The organism is Yimella sp. cx-51 (genome assembly GCF_017654605.1).
Taxonomy (GTDB): domain Bacteria; phylum Actinomycetota; class Actinomycetes; order Actinomycetales; family Dermatophilaceae; genus Yimella.
The window spans coordinates 831,308-847,473 of the sequence record NZ_CP072113.1; the positions used below are offsets into that span (position 1 = coordinate 831,308).

Sequence of the window (16,166 nt, forward strand, 5' to 3'; positions counted from 1 at the left end):
AGTTGTCGGTAATGACTTCCGACACATCCGACAATCATCGCCTGATCTTCCGGCAACCGAACTCGGTGCTGACCGGTTGGGTGCTCATCGGGGTCTTCCTGACGGTGCTGATCACCTTCGCGCTCGCCGACGGTCGGCTCGAGCCGAGCAGCACGCTGATCCTGCTGGCGTTGTCGGGTGCGTGCTGGTTGACCCTCGTGCGCCCCGCAGTCGAACTCACCGCCGACGGGGTGCGACTGATCAACCTCGTGCGCGAGGCACGCCTGAGCTGGCCGGCGATCGACGTCGTGGAGAGCCGCTGGAGCCTGAAGCTCTACACGCCGCAGGATCAGGGCTTCTCGGCGTGGGCGATCTCTGCGCAACGCCCCAAGGCCGGGGGAGTGCGCTCCGGTCACGGCATCCTGCCTCCCCGCATCGATGCCGACAATCCGCCCGAGCTGATAGACCGGAAGTCGTCAGCGGCGGCGGTGCGAGCGGCGATCGAACGCGGTCAGGAGGACTACGCGCGGGTGGTCGCCCGCGGTGACATACCGGCGCAGGAGGTCCTCGCGCAGCGTTCGATCTCGACCGTCGGTGCGATCGGTTGGCTGTTGGTGATCACGGCGATGGTGCTCGGCGTCTTCGTCGTCTGACCCTCTTCAACCTTCTTCGAAGGTGCCGGGACGCCGACCTGCAGCTGTTTACGGCCGGGTGAGCTGCTCCATCTCCGCCCGCACTGCCGACAGGCGCCCGGCAGTCTCCTCGGGTGCTGAACCGATCGCCTCCAGGTAGATCTTCAGTTTCGGCTCGGTGCCCGACGGGCGCACGATGATGCGGGTGTCGTCGGCCAGGTAGTAGCGCAGGCCCTCGGTCGGGGGCAGCTCGCCCGAACCCAGCGCCAGGTCATCCATGCGCGAAACCTGTTGTCCGGCGATCGTGCTCGGCGGCTCCGCCCGGAGGCGGTCCATGATGCGGCCGATGATCGACAGGTTGTCGACGCGCACCGAGAAACTGTCGGTCAGGTGGGAGCCGTGGGTCTGGGCGAGTTCGGTCAGGACGTCGGTGATCGTGCGTCCGTCCGCCTTGAGACCGGCCGCCAGCTCGGCCACCAGGAGTGCAGCACTGATGCCGTCCTTGTCACGCACACCTGTGGGATCGACGCAGTAGCCCAGCGCCTCCTCGTAGCCGTAGCGCAGGCCGGGCACGCGGCTGATCCACTTGAAGCCGGTGAGCGTCTCCTCGTGTCGCAGCCCGGCAGCGCGGGCGATCGCGCCCAGCATGCGGGAGCTGACGATCGAGTTGGCGAACACGGCATCGCCCGGCACGCCGCGCTGCACCAGATGGTGTCCGAGCAACGAGCCCACTTCATCACCGCGCAACATGCGCCACTGCCCGGAATCCTCGATGGCCACTGCGCAGCGGTCGGCGTCCGGGTCGTTGGCGATGACGATGTCGGCACCGACCTCGCGGGCGCTCGCCAGGGCGAGGTCGATGGCGCCGGGCTCTTCGGGGTTGGGGAAGCTCACCGTCGGGAACTCGGGGTCTGGCTGCTGCTGCTCACCCACAGGGACGACATCGGCGAACCCGGCACGCGCGAACGCATCGAGCATGGTGCTCGAGCCGACACCGTGCAGTGCGGTGTGCACGATCTTCAATTCGCGGGGTCCGCCCTCGGCCACCACGCTCGTGACCGAGGCGAGGTAGTCGTCGATGATCGAGTCGTCGACGCTCTCCCAACCCTCCTGCGCCAACGCCACCTCAGCCGCACGCGGGAAACGGTCGATGGCGGCCGCGATCTGCTCGTCGGCCGGCGGCACGATCTGACTGCCGTCGCCGAGGTAGACCTTGTAACCGTTGTCCTGCGGGGGGTTGTGGCTGGCGGTCACCATCACCCCGGCGTCCGCTGCGAGGAAGCGGATCGCGAAGGCCAACAACGGCGTCGGCAGCGGGTGGCTGAGCACGAGGGCTCGCCCACCGGCGGCCGTGACGACGGCGGCGGTGTCGCGGGCGAAGACATCGGAGTTGTGCCGCGCGTCGAAGCCGATGACGACAGTGACGTCGCGGCGGCCCAGGGTTTCCTGCAGGTACGACGTGAGTCCGGCGGCCGCACGGATGACGACCACGCGGTTCATGCGGTTCGGTCCGCCGCCGAGTGCGCCGCGCAGCCCGGCCGTGCCGAACTCCAACAGCCCCTTGAACCGGTCGGCCAGTTCGTCGGCTGCGTCCTGCTGACCGGCGTTGGCCCGCTCCAGCAGGTCGACCAGTTCGGCTCGGGTGGCCGGGTCAGGATCGTCGGCGATCCAATCGCTGACCTCGTCGTACACCTGCGACATCTCGGGACTCCTGACTCAGAGCTTGCGGACGATCTGTGACAGCAGGTCGGCGCACCGTCCCGCTGCCTCCTTGCCTGCGTCGATCACTTCCTGGTGCGACAACGGCACCTCACTGATGCCCGCGGCCGCGTTGGTCACCAGGCTGATGCCGAGGATCTCCAGGCCGACATGACGGGCAGCGATTGCCTCCAGCGCCGTCGACATGCCGACCAGATCGGCACCGATGGTCTTGGCCATGCGCACCTCGGCGGGCGTCTCGTAGTGCGGTCCGCGGAACTGCGCGTAGACGCCTTCAGCCAGCGATGGGTCGACCGAGCGGGCCACCTCGCGCAGGCGGGCGGAGTAGAGATCGGTGAGGTCGACGAAGGTCGCTCCCTCCAGCGGGGAGTTGGCCGTGAGGTTGAGGTGATCGCTGATCAGCACCGGGGTGCCGGGCGCCCACTCGGGGTTGAGGCCGCCGCACCCGTTGGTGAGCACGATCGTCTCGCAGCCGGCTGCCTTGGCGGTGCGGACGCCGTGCACGACAGCGCGGACGCCGCGGCCCTCGTAGTAGTGCGTGCGGGTGCCGAAGATCAACGCGTGCTTGTCGGTGCCCTCGATGCGCACCGAGCGGATGGTGCCCTTGTGACCGGCCACCGCCGCCTTGGCGAAGCCAGGCACCTGTTCGTTGTCGATGGAGGCGACGGTCTCACCGAGTCGGTCGGCGGTGTCACCCCAACCAGATCCGAGCACCAACGCGATGTCATGACGCTGGACGCCGGACAGGCGGGCGATCTCGGCGGCGGCCTCATCAGCCAACGCGAAGGGGTCGACGGAGTCGAAGTTGACGGCGGCAGAGCTGGGAGTGGTCACGCAGTCAGAGTAGCCAGATCGTGCGTGGTTGGATGAGAGTCGTGACTGGTCGACAGAAGTCCGTGGTCGTCATCGGCGGCGGACCAGGTGGGTATGAGTCCGCATTGGTGGCAGCGCAGCTCGGTGCTGCCGTCACGATCGTGGAGAAGGACGGGCTCGGCGGCGCAGCGGTGTTGACCGACTGCGTGCCGAGCAAGACGCTGATTGCAACCTCCGACTTCATGTCGAGGTTCAAGGCGGCCGGCCGTCTCGGCGTGCATTTTGAGGGTCATGACGAAGACCAGCACGCCGAGGCGCACATCCGAGAGGTCAACGCCCGAGTGCTGAAACTGGCGCGCGCCCAGAGCTATGACATCCGAGCCCAGGTGCAGAGCGTTGGGTGCAAAGTCATCGACGGCACCGCCTCGATCGTCGATCACAACATCGTGCGTGCCGCGTACACCGACGGACGTACCGAAGACATCATCGCTGACGTCATCCTGCTCGCGGTCGGCACCACCCCGCGCACCATGCCTTCGGCGATGCCCGACGGCGAACGCATCCTCACCTGGCAGCAGATCTACGACCTGCAGGAACTCCCCGAGCATCTCATCGTCGTCGGCTCCGGTGTGACCGGTGCCGAACTGGCGCACGCCTACCTCGGGCTGGGTTCGAAGGTCACGCTCGTCTCCTCCCGCGACCGCGTGCTTCCCGGCGAGGACGCCGACGCCGCGACAGTCATCGAGAACGTCTTCCGCCGTCGCGGCATGCAGGTGCTCAACCGTTCGCGTGCCCAGGCTGCGGAGCGGGTTGGTGACAAGGTGGTCGTCACGCTCGAGGACGGTCGAACGGTGGAGGGGTCACACGCCTTGCTGGCCGTGGGATCCATTCCACAGACCCGAGGGATCGGGCTGGAGGACGTCGGCGTCGATCTCACCGAATCAGGTCACGTCGTGGTCGACCGCGTCTCGCGGACGTCCGTGCCGGGCATCTACGCGGCCGGTGACTGCACGGGTGTGCTGCCCTTGGCCTCGGTGGCCGCGATGCAGGGCCGCATCGCGATGGCCCACTCGCTCGGCGACGCGGTGTCGCCGCTCAACCTGCGCGGCGTCTGCGCCAACATCTTCACCGATCCCGAGATCGCCACGGTCGGATACTCACAGGCTGACGTCGACGAAGGCCGTATCGAGGCGCAGGTGGTCACGCTGCCGCTCTCGACCAACCCGCGCGCCAAGATGCGCAACATCAAGGACGGCTTCGTCAAGCTCATCGTGCGCCCCGGCTCCAAGACGATTGTCGGGGGAGTGGTGGTGGCGCCGCAGGCGTCCGAACTCATCTATCCGATCGGCCTGGCGGTGCAGAACCGCCTCACCGTCGACCAGATGGCGCAGACCTTCTCGGTCTACCCTTCGATGACCGGTTCGATCGCCGAGGCTGCGCGTCGGTTGCATCAGTCGGAGATCTGAGGTCGGCGTCCTCGTCGCAGACACCAAACCGGGCCGTTCCCCCTCGTGGGGGAGCGGCCCGGTCCGGTTTGCCGGAAGGAAGGTCAGTGGGAGAAGGCGTGCGCGCCCAGGTCGCGGTAGTAGCGCGCCATCGGCTGGCGAGTGGCGACGCGCTCGCTGCGGTTGCGGGCGAAGAACTGCACGGTCCAGGTGCCGAGCACCGCGACCATGGCGATCAGCGAGACCGCGAGAACGACGGAGAAGCCGGTGAAGAAGGCGGGGATCATGTTCATGGGGAGAGGCCCTTTCTACAGATGTAGTGCTCGATCTGCTCTGAACACTACACCTGTAGTTTCTTGAGTGCAAACGCGCCCTAACGTCGAGTGGCCGGGCTATGAATGGGTGGCCGGGCCACACCCCGGCCGGTGGTTCATAGCCCGGCCACTCGACGGGTGGATGGTTGGTTCCCGGTGCGTCAGTAGAGCGGGTTGTCGAGCCCGAGTTCGGCTGCAGCGGAACGCAGTTCGTCGCGCACATCCGGATGCGCCGCGTGCTCGATGATCTCCGCGGCCTGTTGTTTCTCGTCGTTGCCCAGCAACCGGGCCACGCCCTGTTCGGTGACGATTGCGCTCTGCTGGAAGCTGGTCGTGGTGTCGAGCAGCCGCGGAACGATCGTCGAGACGTCGGCCTTCGGATGCCACGAGCGCAATGCAATGAACGAGTGACCGCCGTGGGAGTGCATGGCGCCCACGATGAAGTCGGTCTGACCGCCGAACCCGGAGTGGATGCGGCCGTTGATGCGGGAGGCATTGGCTTGCCCGAACAGGTCGACCTGCAGCGCCGTGTTGATGCTGACCATCGTCCGCTGGCGGGCGATGAGCGCCGGGTCATTCGTGCGCTCGGTGCGTTGCATCATCACCCGGCGGTTGCCGTCGATCCAGTCGTACAGCTCCTGTGAGCCGAAGACGAAGGAAGTCGTGAGCGGGACGTCCGTGTCGAGGGCACCCTCGCGCTCCAGTGCCAGCACGCCGTCGGAGAACATCTCGGTCCAGACACGCAGTTCTCGGCGATCGGCCAGAGCTGCGAGGGTGGCGTCCGGCACCATGCCGATGCCGGTCTGGAGGGTGGCGCCGTTGGGCACCATCGCGGCCAAGGTGGCGCCGATGGCCGCGCTCGCATCGTCGGGCGTTGTCGCGAGGGCGACCGGAAGCGGCTCGTCGACCTCGACGGCGAGGTCGACATCGCTCTCGGCCAGCAGTGCATCGCCGTAGGTATAAGGCATGTGCTTGTTGATCACCGCGACCACCAGGCCGCCATGAGCGCGGACGGTCTCGATCGCTGCCGGGAGCACGTTCACCTCGATGCCCATGCTGAGGTAGCCGTTCCTGGCGGGGGCACAGTGCACGATCACCACATCGGGCCGGAGCCGTCGGTGCAGGAGCACGGGCACCATCGAGAGGCGACACGGGACGTACGACAGTGCTGGGTGGTGGCGCTGGCCTGAGCCGACGAAACAGGTTTCAGCAATCACGCCGTCGCGCGTCGGGACGCCGGGTGCGCCGTTGAGGATGTTGAGGACGTACGTGGGCAGCGCACGGTCGAGCGCTTCGACCGCGCGCCACGGGGTGGCGACATTGCCGCTCACGACCACGCGCGGACGCCCGGGAAGGCCGGCGAGGCGAGCGGTCAGCGCATCGAGGGCGACGTACTTCACGAGTCGCGGCTGTTGCGTCGGCCGGTCGTGCGGTCGTCGGTGTCCTGCGAAGGTTCGTGTGGATCGACCTGATCGGGCAACAGCCCGGCCTTGCGCCAGGCCTCGTGTCGTTGCTGCTTCAGGCGCGGCTTGAGGAATCGGATGAGGAGGTAGACCAGCACACCGAAGAGCAGAGGGAGGGTGTAGCTGAGCCAGCGCATGAAGGGCCTCTCGACAGGTGGTGCGGAGCTTCGTCGAACCACGCCACGAACGGTGGGCGACACGGCACGGTTGCTCCGATTGTGACAGGCTCACCGTCGTGAGCGTCACACGTCCTGAGGGCACCCGGGCCCGCCAAGCACATCTGCTCGACTGTGCCATCGAGGTGGTGGGCACCTCGGGACTACGGGGTCTGACCCACCGAGCACTCGACCGCGCTGCCGGCCTACCGGAGGGGAGTTGCTCGGTCTACTACCGCACCCGGCAGGCGCTGCTGGGAGCACTGGCCGATCACGTGGCCGCCCAATTGACCGCTGACGTCCGAGCCTTGACCGAGGGGCTCCCGGCGGACGACGACGATCCGAGTGCCTCGATCGCCGCCACGATCGGATTGCTGATCGACTGGTCGCGCACTCCGGCCCTCATCGTGACCATGAGCGAACTCAGCCTGGAGGCGGTGCGGACGCCCGCGTTGCAGGAGTCGATGCGCTCCTGGCGTCACGACCTGGTCGACGTGATCTGCCCCGTCGTCGAGCGGCATCGCAAGGAGCAGGCGTTGTTGCGCGCGCAGACTCTCGTCGCAGCCGTGGAAGGCGTCGCCATCCAGTCGCTCAGCGTGCCGGACGACGAACGCGAGAACTACCTGTCGAGCACGCTGTCCCTGCTCATCAGCGCGATGGCCGAGCACGGTTCCGACTGACCGAAATCGGCGTGAGTTCGTGGGGTTCGCACGCGTACGAAGGCCACAAACTCACGCCGATTCGCAAGGTCGAGGTCAGGCGGGGTCCTTGATCTCGGCGAGCACCGATCCTGCGCTCACCGTCTCGCCGATCGCGGCCTTCAAACCGGTGACGACGCCGTCCTTGTGAGCGGTGATGGGCTGCTCCATCTTCATGGCTTCGAGCACCACGATGGTGTCGCCGGACGACACCGTGGCGCCGTCCTCCACCGCGATCTTCACGATCGTGCCCTGCATCGGAGCGGTCACGGAGTCGCCGCCGGCGGCCTGGCCGCCGCCACCGGAGCGGGCACGCTTGGGCGCCTTTTTCGGGCCGGCGGCTCCACCCCCGCCGCCGAGCTGCAGGTCGCCGGGCAGCGAGACCTCGATGCGCTTGCCGCCCACCTCGACGACGAGGTTCTGGCGCGGCGTCTGCTCGGCTGCCTCGCCGGGCTGACCGCCGTAGGGCTCGATCTGGTTGTCGAACTCGGTTTCGATCCAGCGGGTGTGCACGGTGAACTTCTGCTCTGGGTCGGACGGGGCGAACGCCTCGTCGCTGACCACTGCGCGGTGGAACGGCGTGACGGTGGGCATGCCCTCGATCACGAGTTCGTCCAGTGCTCGTCGCGAGCGCTCCAGCGCCTCGGTGCGGGTGCGGCCGGTGACGATCAGCTTGGCGATCATCGAGTCGAAAGCGCCGGCGACGGTGTCGCCCTCGACGATGCCGGAGTCCCAACGCACGCCCGGGCCACTCGGCACCACCATGCGGGTGATCGTGCCTGGGGCAGGGAAGAAGTTGCGTCCGGCGTCCTCACCGTTGATGCGGAACTCGAAGGAGTGCGCGTGCGGCTGCGGGTCGTCGAAGTCGAGGGCTTCACCTGCGGCGATGCGCAGCTGTTGGCGCACCAGGTCGATACCGGTGACTTCCTCCGACACCGGGTGCTCGACCTGCAGGCGGGTGTTCACTTCCAGGAAGGAGATGTGACCGTCCGGGCCGACGAGGAATTCGCACGTGCCCGCGCCGACATATCCGGCCAGCCGCAGGATCTCCTTGCTGGCGCGCACGAGCTCGTCGTGTTGTTCATCGGTGAGGAAGGGCGCGGGCGCCTCCTCGACCAGCTTCTGGTTGCGACGCTGCAGCGAGCAGTCGCGGGTGGAGACGACGACCACGTTGCCGTGCTGGTCGGCCAGGCACTGGGTCTCGACGTGACGCGGGTGGTCGAGGAAGCGTTCGACGAAGCACTCGCCGCGACCGAAAGCGGTGACCGCCTCGCGTACGGCACTGTCGAAGAGCTCGGGGATCTCCTCGATCGTGCGGGCGACCTTCAGGCCGCGACCGCCGCCGCCGTAGGCCGCCTTGATCGCCACCGGGAGGCCGTGCTCCTGCGCGAAGGCGACCACCTCGTCGGGCCCGTTGACCGGGTCTTTGGTACCGGGCACCAGTGGGGCGTTGGCTTCCAGGGCGATGTGACGCGCCTTCACCTTGTCGCCCAGGCTGTCGATCGCCTGCGGACCCGGGCCGATCCAGATGAGTCCGGCGTCGATCACCTTCTGCGCGAAATCGGCGTTCTCGGCGAGGAAGCCGTAGCCGGGGTGCACCGAGTCGGCGCCCGCCTGCTGCGCGATCTCGATGAGTTTGTCCTGCAGCAGATAGGAATCGCCGGGCGTGGAGCCACCCAACGCGTAGGCCTCGTCGGCCACCTTCACGTGCAGTGCGTCGCGGTCGGGCTCGGCGTACACCGCGACGGAGGCGATGCCGGCGTCCTTGCAGGCGCGTGCGATACGGACGGCGATTTCGCCACGGTTTGCGATGAGAACCTTGCGCAGTTCGGCCATGACGCCGAGCCTATCCGGCTGTGGCGAGCGACACATTGACGGGGCAAAACCTGGTCGGCGGAAATATCGCCCGCGTCGGTGGTGCTGCACCAGACATGACTGCTGACCACAACGTTCCGAACATCACTCTCACCAGCGGTGCCGCGACTGTGCAGATTCCGCAACTCGGCTACGGCGTCTGGCAGGTGGAGGACGACCAGGCCACCCCGGCGGTCGCTGAGGCCCTGCGCGCCGGCTACCGCAGCGTCGACACCGCCCGCATCTACGGCAACGAGGCAGGCGTGGGACGCGCGCTGGCCGAGAGCGACCTGCCCGCGCAGGACGTCTTCCTCACCACCAAGGTCTGGAACGACGACCAGGGCTTCGAAGAGACCGTCGCCGCGTTCGAGGCGTCCCAGGACCGCCTCGGTCGACCGATCGACCTCTACCTCATCCACTGGCCGGCCCCTGCGAACGGCAAGTTCGTCGACACCTACCGCGCCATGATGCAGTTGCGCGACGAGGGCAAGGTGCGCGCGATCGGCGTCTGCAACTTCAACGTCGAGCACCTCGAAGAACTGCACGACGCGGTGGGGGAGTACCCCGCCATCAACCAGGTCGAACTGCACCCGAACTTCCAGCAGAAGAAGCTGCGGGAGTTCCACGACGCCCACGGCATCGTCACCGAGGCGTGGAGCCCGCTGGGCCAGGGCGGCGAGATCCTGAACGACACCGTCATCACCGACATCGCGTCGCAGTACGGCAAGACGCCGGCTCAGGTGATCCTGCGCTGGCACCTGCAGTCGGGCAACGTGGTGATTCCCAAGTCGGTGACCCCGGCGCGTATCGCCGAGAACTTCGACGTCTTCGACTTCGAGCTGTCCGACCTGGCGATGCAGGCGATCGGCTCGCTCGACAACGGCACCCGGCTCGGCCCCGACCCGGCTGAGTTCAACGGCTGAGTTCACCCGGGCAAACGCAGGGCGCGAGAACCATGAGTTTCTCGCGCCCTACGTTTGCCCACGCCTGTCGCGAGGCCAGACCGTTCGGACGCGCCCGGCGACTCGCCGCGGCGACCGGTCTCGACGCTTCAACTGAACCGGTTGCGGGCGGTCAAAGCCGTCCAGTCGCCGAAGGCGGGTGTGGTTTCCCAGTTGGCGGTGAGGTCGGTGTCGTTGTATTCGGTGAATTGGACGTCGAGGCTGCCGTCGGGTTGTGGGGTGCGGATCGCGTGGTTGGAGTACCCGCCCGGTTTGTACTTCCATTCTTCGTTCGAGGTGGAGTCGAAGTAGTCCCAGTACTGGGCGCTGTCGGGGTAGTGCCAGGTGTTGACCTGCTCGACCAGCAGCCGTCCATCGGGTTGTTCGCGGAAGGTGTACTCGGCCAGGGCGGTGCCCCAGAAGTTGTAGAAGCGCACCATGAAGGAGGTGCGGGGACCGGTGGGGTCGACGGCGATGGCCCAGTCGGCAGGGTCGCCGGTGAGGCCTGGGTTCTTCAGGAAGTTGTCGAAGTCGGTGCCGGTAAGGGGCTCGGGTCCGCCGGCGATTGCGAAGGTCTGGTGGTCCTCGAGTTTTCGCGTCGCCTCAGTGGGGTCAATGGGGTCGACCATGAAGTGCAGTTCGTTGTTCCAATCCGCGCCGTAGATCAGATGCATGGCCCGTGTTCCGCTCCCGTGTCGTTATTCGCTGGTCGCCTCGTCATTGTCGTTGATCGCGGGAGATCACCTCGCGGGCGGTGGGTTCCGTTTCTTTGATGAGCTGGCGCAGCACGGTCAGTGATGACTCGCACAGGGTTAGGGTGCTGCTCGTGGGAGAAGTATTTGCGGGGCGCTACGAGCTGATCGACATGATCGGCGAGGGCGGCATGGGTGGCGTGTGGCGGGCGTACGACCTGCGTGACGGGTCGGTCATCGCGGCCAAGGTGCTACGTCAGTCGGACGCCGGATCGCTGCTGCGTTTCATGCGCGAGCAGGGCATGCGCATCCATCACCCGAACGTGGTCACCCCCATGGGCTGGGCAGGCGCCGACGACCGAGTGTTGTTGACGATGCCGTTGGTGGACGGCGGTTCGCTCTCGGGCCTTGCCGGCAAGCACGGCAAGTTTGCCGCCCCATATGCCGCTGAGTTGTTGCGCCAACTGCTGAGCGCCTTGCAGGCGGTGCACGACCAACGCATCGTCCACCGCGACGTCAAACCCGCCAACATGCTGATGTCGTCCACCGGCACCGACAAGCCGCACCTGTGGCTGACCGACTTCGGTGTCGCCGTTTCACAGGACGCACCCCGCCTGACGAGCCACAGCATCGTCATGGGCACCCCCGGTTATCTGGCTCCCGAGCAACTCATGGGCCACGATCCAGACCCACGCTCCGACCTCTACGCCGTCGGCATGATGGGCATTCAGCTCATCACCGGCCACAAGCCGCGTGCGCAAGTGCGCACCGATGCTGCTGACCTGCCGCCCCGGCCCGACGATGTGCCGGATGCTTTGTGGCACACCGTTGTTCGGATGGCAGACCCCGACATCGAGAAGCGCCCGCACTCGGCGCAGGAAGCGCTCGACGCGCTGGCGGCCGTGCCCTGGCAGAAGCAGAAGACCGTCGACATCCGCAGCGAGCTGCCGCCGCTCGGGGAATCGTCCGGTGAGTTCGCCCCCGGAGGCCGGACGATGGCCTTCGACGGCGGACGCACCCAGACGAGGCAGCAGACAGCGGCTCTGGGTTTCACCCCGGCCGACACCGCGAATCGTGCGGTGGCGCGGGCCGGCCGGGCGCGCCGGATGCAGCGACTCGCCGTGCTCGTCGGCGCTCCCTTGGTCGCCCTCGCGGCGCTGGGTGCCATCTGGCTGACCGGCGATTCCGGCCCCTCGGGCACACCGGGCCTTTCGCGCCTCGGCGCCGAGTGTCGCTGGTCGGACGTCGGCACCACCGAACCCGATCAGAACGGCGTCGAACGGGTCTGTCAGCTCGATGGCGGCCGCTACGTGTGGAGCAAGGTCTAGTTCAGGCCTGTCGTGCGTCGCGGCGGCGTGAGCGCATCGCCCAGAACACCGCCGCTGCAGCAGCGCCGACCGCAAGAGCGCTGAGCCCCAACTGAACCCATGGCACCTTCGTGCCTTGATCGATGCCTTTGCCGACGCTCATCTGGCCCGAGGGTGGCTGCGCCACCGAGGCTCCCGCTGCGTTGACGAAGCTGGGTCCCGACTGTTCCTGCCCCTGGACGAGGATGTTGAGATCAGCCGGAATCTGCGGCACTGACTGCGGCAGTTGCTCGTCGTCCGACGGCTTCTTCGGCTGGGTGTTGACCGTTACGTAGTACCAGCCAGGGACGGTGGTGAAGCGCACGGCCGCACTGTCGACCTCACTGCCCGACAGCGACAGCGAGTCAACCTTGCGGTTCGCCCACAGCACCGGCGCGGTGTACGTCCCGATGGTCTTGCTCTCGGACATGTTCTTCGACAGTGACGTGTTGTGCGAGAACTGGTAGTCCTTCGGGCTCGCCTTCAGCCAGACCCGCTGCGGTGACCAGATCGAGAGCGTCACATCGACCGCGAGCGGCGGCGCGAAGTTCTTGTCCTGTCCGGGCACCGTCATGGTCGCGGCGAGGCGTTGTCCCCACCCCACACGCACCCGGTAGAAGGCCCGGCTACCCACCGTCAGCATCGCGGGGTAACTCCCGGTGGTGAGAGTGGCGGCGCTGCCGAACCCTTGGCCGGGAGGCACTTCCTCGTGCTCTTCACCCTTGGGTGCCTTGAGCATCGCCGTCTGCCCGGACGTCGTGGCCGACCCGAGATTGCCCGACGCCTTCGGCTCGTCGGTCAGGTGGAGCTCGGCTTCGGTCTGCCCGTTGGCGGGTGAGGCGGTGTGCGTGATCGTGATGGTGAGCTTGGTCGACTCACGACAGGTCGAGTTGAAGTAGCCGGCCTGGCGGGTGAGCTCCTTGTCGTCGTCGACGCCAAGGTTGGTCACCGTAATGCCGGCCGGTCCGTCCTCGCCCCGCTCGTCGGTTGCCGAGGAGCACTCGTCCCCCTTCTCGTTCACCGACTTCACCTCGGTGGTGTGGTCCGAGGTGAGGAACGGAGATTTGCCCTCTCGCTCGTCGGTGACGACGGTGGCCATGAAGCTGCGCAGCTTGTTGCGGTCGATGGTGAAGCTGCGTTCCGACCCGTCGTTGGGCAGCGTCACCCGGTAGACACCGGCGGTGAGGGTCGGCCCGCCACTCGGGCCGTTGGCCAAGGTGACGGGCGAGCCGGTGAAGCTGTAGGGCACAGGGTCGACGGCGGCATGCGCTGTCGTCGATGCTGCCCCGAGGGCAGCAACCACGGCTGCTGCCGCCAGGGATCGCTGAACACGCACGCCGACAGTATGACCCGCGCAGGGTGCCGCTGTGGGCACCGGTTCAGGCCAGATGCCGCTCGACGAAGAGCCGGAGCTGGGCGGCGTTGCGACACTCGTGCATCGAGACCACTTCGGCGTACTCTCGCGCCGCCGAATCGCCCGTGCTCCAGGAGCCGGCTCGTTCGGGATTGAGCCACACCGTCGTGCGCGACCGGCGGGCGATCTGTGCCAGGGCCTCCAGCCCGGGGTCGCCGTAGTTGGTGCGACCGTCGCCCAGCACGAGCACCGTGGTGCGGTGCCCGATCCAGTCGGAGTACTTCTCGAGCACATCGGCGAAGGCGGTGCCGTAACTGCTGCTGCGCCCGCGGCTGGTCAGGGCAGCTTCCTGCAGGGCCCATGAGGTGAGGGCGACGCCGGGCGGGGCGTTCTTGACGATGTCGGTGATGTCGGCGGTGCTGCTGACGAATCCGAGCATGCGCACATGCCTGAACTGCTCGCCCAGGGCTTGCATGAGCAACATCGTGAAGCTGCTGAAGCCACCGACCGAGCCCGACATGTCGGCGATGAGCAAGACGTCGGGACGGTGCCGTTTGCGTCGCCGGTAGACCGGATCAAGGGGCACCCCGCCGGTGGCCATCGCCGAGCGCAGGGTGCGGCGGACGTCGATGCCGCCACGCGCCGCCCGGCGCCGACGGCTGAGCTTGGCGGCGAGCTTGCGGGCCAACGGGTCGAGTTGGCGTTTGAGCTGATCGAGGTCGCTGGTCGACAACGCGAGAAAGTCACGCTGCTCACTCGGGGCTTCGACCCCGTAGCGAGCAATCCGCTCGCGCGGACGCACGGCCGTATTGCGCCGCCTGGCCTCGGCTTCGACCCGCCGCTTGAAGTGAGCCACCTGGGTGCGCATCTCGTCCCGGTCGATGCGGTCTGTGAATTCTCCCGACCCCTCACCGAATCCGCCTGAGCCTGCACCAGATCCGTCGCCTTCGCCGGCGTCGCCGCGGGCGATCTGTTGTGCCTGCGCGATGAGCCGCTGCGGGGCGAGTGCGTCGAGCGCCTGGCCGGACGACCACCCCCGGCTTTCGTCGTCCGGGGAGACCCGACCGAGCGACTCCAGTGTCGCTACGGCTATCTCATCGATGCGCTGCTCGTCCTGTGCGGCAAGTGCTCTGGTCAGCTCGTCACGCAGCGTGTCGAGATCGGCGCCGGACAGATCGGTGCTGCGCGCGTGCGGGGTGGCGGGAAACCACAGGTCGAAGAGTTGGTCGAAGGTGGGACGTCCGTCGGCCGAGCGCACCATGGTGGCGGCCAGCGCTTCGCGCAGCGTGCGTCGGTCGTCCAGGCCCAAGACCTCGATCGCCTGCGCCGCAGTGATGGTTTCACTGGTGCCGACTTCAAGGCCATGCGATCGCATCGCCTGCGCAAGGCCCTGGAGGCGATCGGTGGTGCTCACAATTTCAGTGCAGCCCGGGCGGATTCGATGTCTTCCTGGTGCTTGAGCAGCACGCCGAGCGTGGTGGTCACGAAGTCGGCATCCAGTTCGTCGGCGTCCAGCGAGAGCAGGGTGTGGGCCCAGTCGATAGTCTCCGAGACCGAGGGCGGTTTGCGCAGGTTGCCTTCGCGCAGTGCGCGGACGACACGCACCAGTGACTCCTTGGCTGCCTGGGACAGCCCGGGCGCGTGGAGTTGGACGATCTGCTGCTCCAGCTGCGCGTCGGGGTAGTCGATGTGCAGGAACAGACACCGCCGGCGCAGGGCCTCGGAGAGTTCGCGGGTGGCATTTGATGTCACCACGACAAGAGGCCGGTGCTGCGCGGTGATCGTGCCGAGCTCAGGAATCGTCACCTGGAAGTCGGACAGCAACTCCAGCAGCAGGCCCTCCATCTCCTCATCGGCCTTGTCGAGTTCGTCGACGAGCAGCACCACCGGCTGCGCGCTGCGCACCGCCTTCAGCAACGGGCGCTCCAGCAGGAACTCCTCGCCGAAGACGTCGGTGCGCACGTCTTCCCAGTCGGCGTTCTGCTCGGCGGTGATGCGCAGCAACTGCTTGGCGTGGTTCCACTCGTAAAGAGCGCGGGCCTCGTCGACGCCTTCGTAGCACTGCAGGCGCACCAGCTCGCGCCCTGATGCCTGCGCCATGGCCTTGGCCAGTGCGGTCTTGCCGACGCCGGCGGGTCCCTCGACGAGAATCGGTCGGCCCAATGCCGCAGCGAGATAGACAGTGGTCGCGATGGCGTCGGAGGCCAGATAGCCGGTGCCGGCCAGGTGGGTGCGGACGTCGTCGACCGAGGCGAAGGTGGAGCTCATGAGCCCATCTTGCTGCCCAGCTCGACGTCGGTCTGCAACCGGGCGAGGTCTTCGCGACACCGGCGCTCGAGGGTCTCGAGTTCGGCCAGGGAGTCTTCGATGTCGCGGCGACGTTGTTCCAGGTCAGCGCGTCGCTCGCTGAGTTCGCCCAGCAGGTAACGCAACTGGCCGGCTTCGCCCGGTTGCTGGTCGTACATCGTCACGATGGTGCGGATCTGGGGGAGTGAGAAGCCGAGCCGCTTGCCGCGCAGGATCAGGCTCAGTCGCACGCGGTCGCTGCGGTGGTAGACGCGCGCATTGCCGACGCGCTCGGGCGCCAGCATGTCGAGATCCTCGTAATGGCGCAACGAACGATGGGTGACGCCGAACTCCTCAGCGAGTTCGGCGATCGTCCAGGTGCGGTCCGGGTTTGGCATCGCCGGCCAGCATGCTTTACGTTGACGTCAACGTCAACTGTGACCGCAGCCACACCCAGCGAAAGGTCGACCCGCCC

The 16,166-nt window shown here is 67.2% G+C and carries 16 protein-coding genes; 5 read left to right on the plus strand and 11 right to left on the minus strand.

Annotation, left to right across the window (positions count from 1 at the left end):
- Positions 1-11: 11 nt before the first annotated feature.
- Positions 12-632 carry a PH domain-containing protein gene (locus J5M86_RS03965; RefSeq protein ID WP_188061539.1) on the plus strand — a complete coding sequence of 207 codons (621 nt, stop codon included), beginning with the start codon at positions 12-14 and terminating at the stop codon, positions 630-632.
- 48 nt (positions 633-680) lie between these two features.
- Here the strand turns inward: J5M86_RS03965 and J5M86_RS03970 are convergent, their stop codons facing one another.
- Both J5M86_RS03970 and J5M86_RS03975 read right to left on the minus strand, forming a co-directional pair.
- Positions 681-2,312, minus strand: a complete 1,632-nt coding sequence (locus J5M86_RS03970) for a phospho-sugar mutase (protein WP_188061538.1) — start codon at positions 2,310-2,312, stop codon at positions 681-683.
- 15 nt (positions 2,313-2,327) lie between these two features.
- Positions 2,328-3,164 carry a purine-nucleoside phosphorylase gene (locus tag J5M86_RS03975; RefSeq protein ID WP_188061537.1) on the minus strand — a complete coding sequence of 279 codons (837 nt, stop codon included), beginning with the start codon at positions 3,162-3,164 and terminating at the stop codon, positions 2,328-2,330.
- A gap of 32 nt (positions 3,165-3,196) precedes the next feature.
- Between J5M86_RS03975 and J5M86_RS03980 the strand changes: the two genes are divergently transcribed.
- Positions 3,197-4,609: an NAD(P)H-quinone dehydrogenase gene (locus tag J5M86_RS03980; protein WP_188061536.1), complete on the plus strand. Its 1,413-nt coding sequence runs from the start codon at positions 3,197-3,199 to the stop codon at positions 4,607-4,609.
- Between the two features lie 83 nt (positions 4,610-4,692).
- On the opposite strand, the gene J5M86_RS03985 is transcribed toward J5M86_RS03980, so the two are convergent.
- The 3 genes from J5M86_RS03985 to J5M86_RS03995 form a co-directional block, all read right to left on the minus strand.
- Positions 4,693-4,881 (minus strand): hypothetical protein, encoded by a 189-nt coding sequence (locus J5M86_RS03985; protein WP_188061535.1) that lies wholly within the window; start codon positions 4,879-4,881, stop codon positions 4,693-4,695.
- Positions 4,882-5,063: 182 nt separating this feature from the next.
- Complete coding sequence (locus tag J5M86_RS03990) at positions 5,064-6,302, minus strand: acetyl-CoA hydrolase/transferase family protein (protein WP_188061534.1); 1,239 nt, start codon at positions 6,300-6,302, stop codon at positions 5,064-5,066.
- Positions 6,299-6,502 (minus strand): hypothetical protein, encoded by a 204-nt coding sequence (locus J5M86_RS03995; RefSeq protein WP_188061533.1) that lies wholly within the window; start codon positions 6,500-6,502, stop codon positions 6,299-6,301. Before J5M86_RS03995 ends, J5M86_RS03990 begins: the two co-directional genes overlap by 4 nt.
- Positions 6,503-6,600: 98 nt before the next feature.
- Between J5M86_RS03995 and J5M86_RS04000 the strand changes: the two genes are divergently transcribed.
- Positions 6,601-7,200 (plus strand): TetR/AcrR family transcriptional regulator, encoded by a 600-nt coding sequence (locus J5M86_RS04000; protein WP_188061532.1) that lies wholly within the window; start codon positions 6,601-6,603, stop codon positions 7,198-7,200.
- A gap of 75 nt (positions 7,201-7,275) precedes the next feature.
- On the opposite strand, the gene J5M86_RS04005 is transcribed toward J5M86_RS04000, so the two are convergent.
- Positions 7,276-9,054: a biotin carboxylase N-terminal domain-containing protein gene (locus J5M86_RS04005; RefSeq protein WP_188061531.1), complete on the minus strand. Its 1,779-nt coding sequence runs from the start codon at positions 9,052-9,054 to the stop codon at positions 7,276-7,278.
- A gap of 95 nt (positions 9,055-9,149) precedes the next feature.
- Between J5M86_RS04005 and J5M86_RS04010 the strand changes: the two genes are divergently transcribed.
- Entirely contained in the window at positions 9,150-9,995 is an 846-nt protein-coding gene (locus J5M86_RS04010; protein ID WP_188061530.1) for an aldo/keto reductase, read from the plus strand.
- Between the two features lie 128 nt (positions 9,996-10,123).
- Here the strand turns inward: J5M86_RS04010 and J5M86_RS04015 are convergent, their stop codons facing one another.
- Positions 10,124-10,687, minus strand: a complete 564-nt coding sequence (locus tag J5M86_RS04015; protein WP_188061529.1) for a hypothetical protein — start codon at positions 10,685-10,687, stop codon at positions 10,124-10,126.
- Between the two features lie 98 nt (positions 10,688-10,785).
- Here J5M86_RS04015 and J5M86_RS04020 point away from each other — a divergent pair, with 98 nt between their 5' ends.
- A complete protein-coding gene (locus J5M86_RS04020) occupies positions 10,786-12,033 on the plus strand; it encodes a serine/threonine-protein kinase (RefSeq protein WP_188061528.1) in 1,248 nt (415 codons plus the stop codon).
- Position 12,034: 1 nt separating this feature from the next.
- Here J5M86_RS04020 and J5M86_RS04025 read toward each other — a convergent pair whose 3' ends face one another.
- Genes J5M86_RS04025 through J5M86_RS04040 form a run of 4 tightly spaced genes read right to left on the minus strand, consistent with a single transcriptional unit; the run spans position 12,035 to position 16,089 of the window.
- Complete coding sequence (locus J5M86_RS04025; protein ID WP_188061527.1) at positions 12,035-13,387, minus strand: hypothetical protein; 1,353 nt, start codon at positions 13,385-13,387, stop codon at positions 12,035-12,037.
- A 43-nt stretch (positions 13,388-13,430) separates the two neighbouring features.
- Positions 13,431-14,819, minus strand: a complete 1,389-nt coding sequence (locus tag J5M86_RS04030) for a VWA domain-containing protein (protein ID WP_244328472.1) — start codon at positions 14,817-14,819, stop codon at positions 13,431-13,433.
- Positions 14,816-15,673 carry a MoxR family ATPase gene (locus tag J5M86_RS04035; RefSeq protein ID WP_188061526.1) on the minus strand — a complete coding sequence of 286 codons (858 nt, stop codon included), beginning with the start codon at positions 15,671-15,673 and terminating at the stop codon, positions 14,816-14,818. The genes J5M86_RS04030 and J5M86_RS04035 overlap by 4 nt, the downstream gene beginning before the upstream one ends.
- Complete coding sequence (locus J5M86_RS04040; protein WP_188061525.1) at positions 15,670-16,089, minus strand: MerR family DNA-binding transcriptional regulator; 420 nt, start codon at positions 16,087-16,089, stop codon at positions 15,670-15,672. The genes J5M86_RS04035 and J5M86_RS04040 overlap by 4 nt, the downstream gene beginning before the upstream one ends.
- Positions 16,090-16,166: the final 77 nt, after the last annotated feature.

Coding starts and splice junctions, on each gene's coding strand:
- J5M86_RS03965 (WP_188061539.1), top strand. CDS start 12: ATGACTTCCGACACATCCGACAATCATCGCCTGATCTTCCGGCAACCG.
- J5M86_RS03970 (WP_188061538.1), bottom strand. CDS start 2,312: ATGTCGCAGGTGTACGACGAGGTCAGCGATTGGATCGCCGACGATCCT.
- J5M86_RS03980 (WP_188061536.1), top strand. CDS start 3,197: ATGAGAGTCGTGACTGGTCGACAGAAGTCCGTGGTCGTCATCGGCGGC.
- J5M86_RS03985 (WP_188061535.1), bottom strand. CDS start 4,881: ATGAACATGATCCCCGCCTTCTTCACCGGCTTCTCCGTCGTTCTCGCG.
- J5M86_RS03995 (WP_188061533.1), bottom strand. CDS start 6,502: ATGCGCTGGCTCAGCTACACCCTCCCTCTGCTCTTCGGTGTGCTGGTC.
- J5M86_RS04005 (WP_188061531.1), bottom strand. CDS start 9,054: ATGGCCGAACTGCGCAAGGTTCTCATCGCAAACCGTGGCGAAATCGCC.
- J5M86_RS04010 (WP_188061530.1), top strand. CDS start 9,150: ATGACTGCTGACCACAACGTTCCGAACATCACTCTCACCAGCGGTGCC.
- J5M86_RS04015 (WP_188061529.1), bottom strand. CDS start 10,687: ATGCATCTGATCTACGGCGCGGATTGGAACAACGAACTGCACTTCATG.
- J5M86_RS04020 (WP_188061528.1), top strand. CDS start 10,786: ATGAGCTGGCGCAGCACGGTCAGTGATGACTCGCACAGGGTTAGGGTG.
- J5M86_RS04035 (WP_188061526.1), bottom strand. CDS start 15,673: ATGAGCTCCACCTTCGCCTCGGTCGACGACGTCCGCACCCACCTGGCC.
- J5M86_RS04040 (WP_188061525.1), bottom strand. CDS start 16,089: ATGCCAAACCCGGACCGCACCTGGACGATCGCCGAACTCGCTGAGGAG.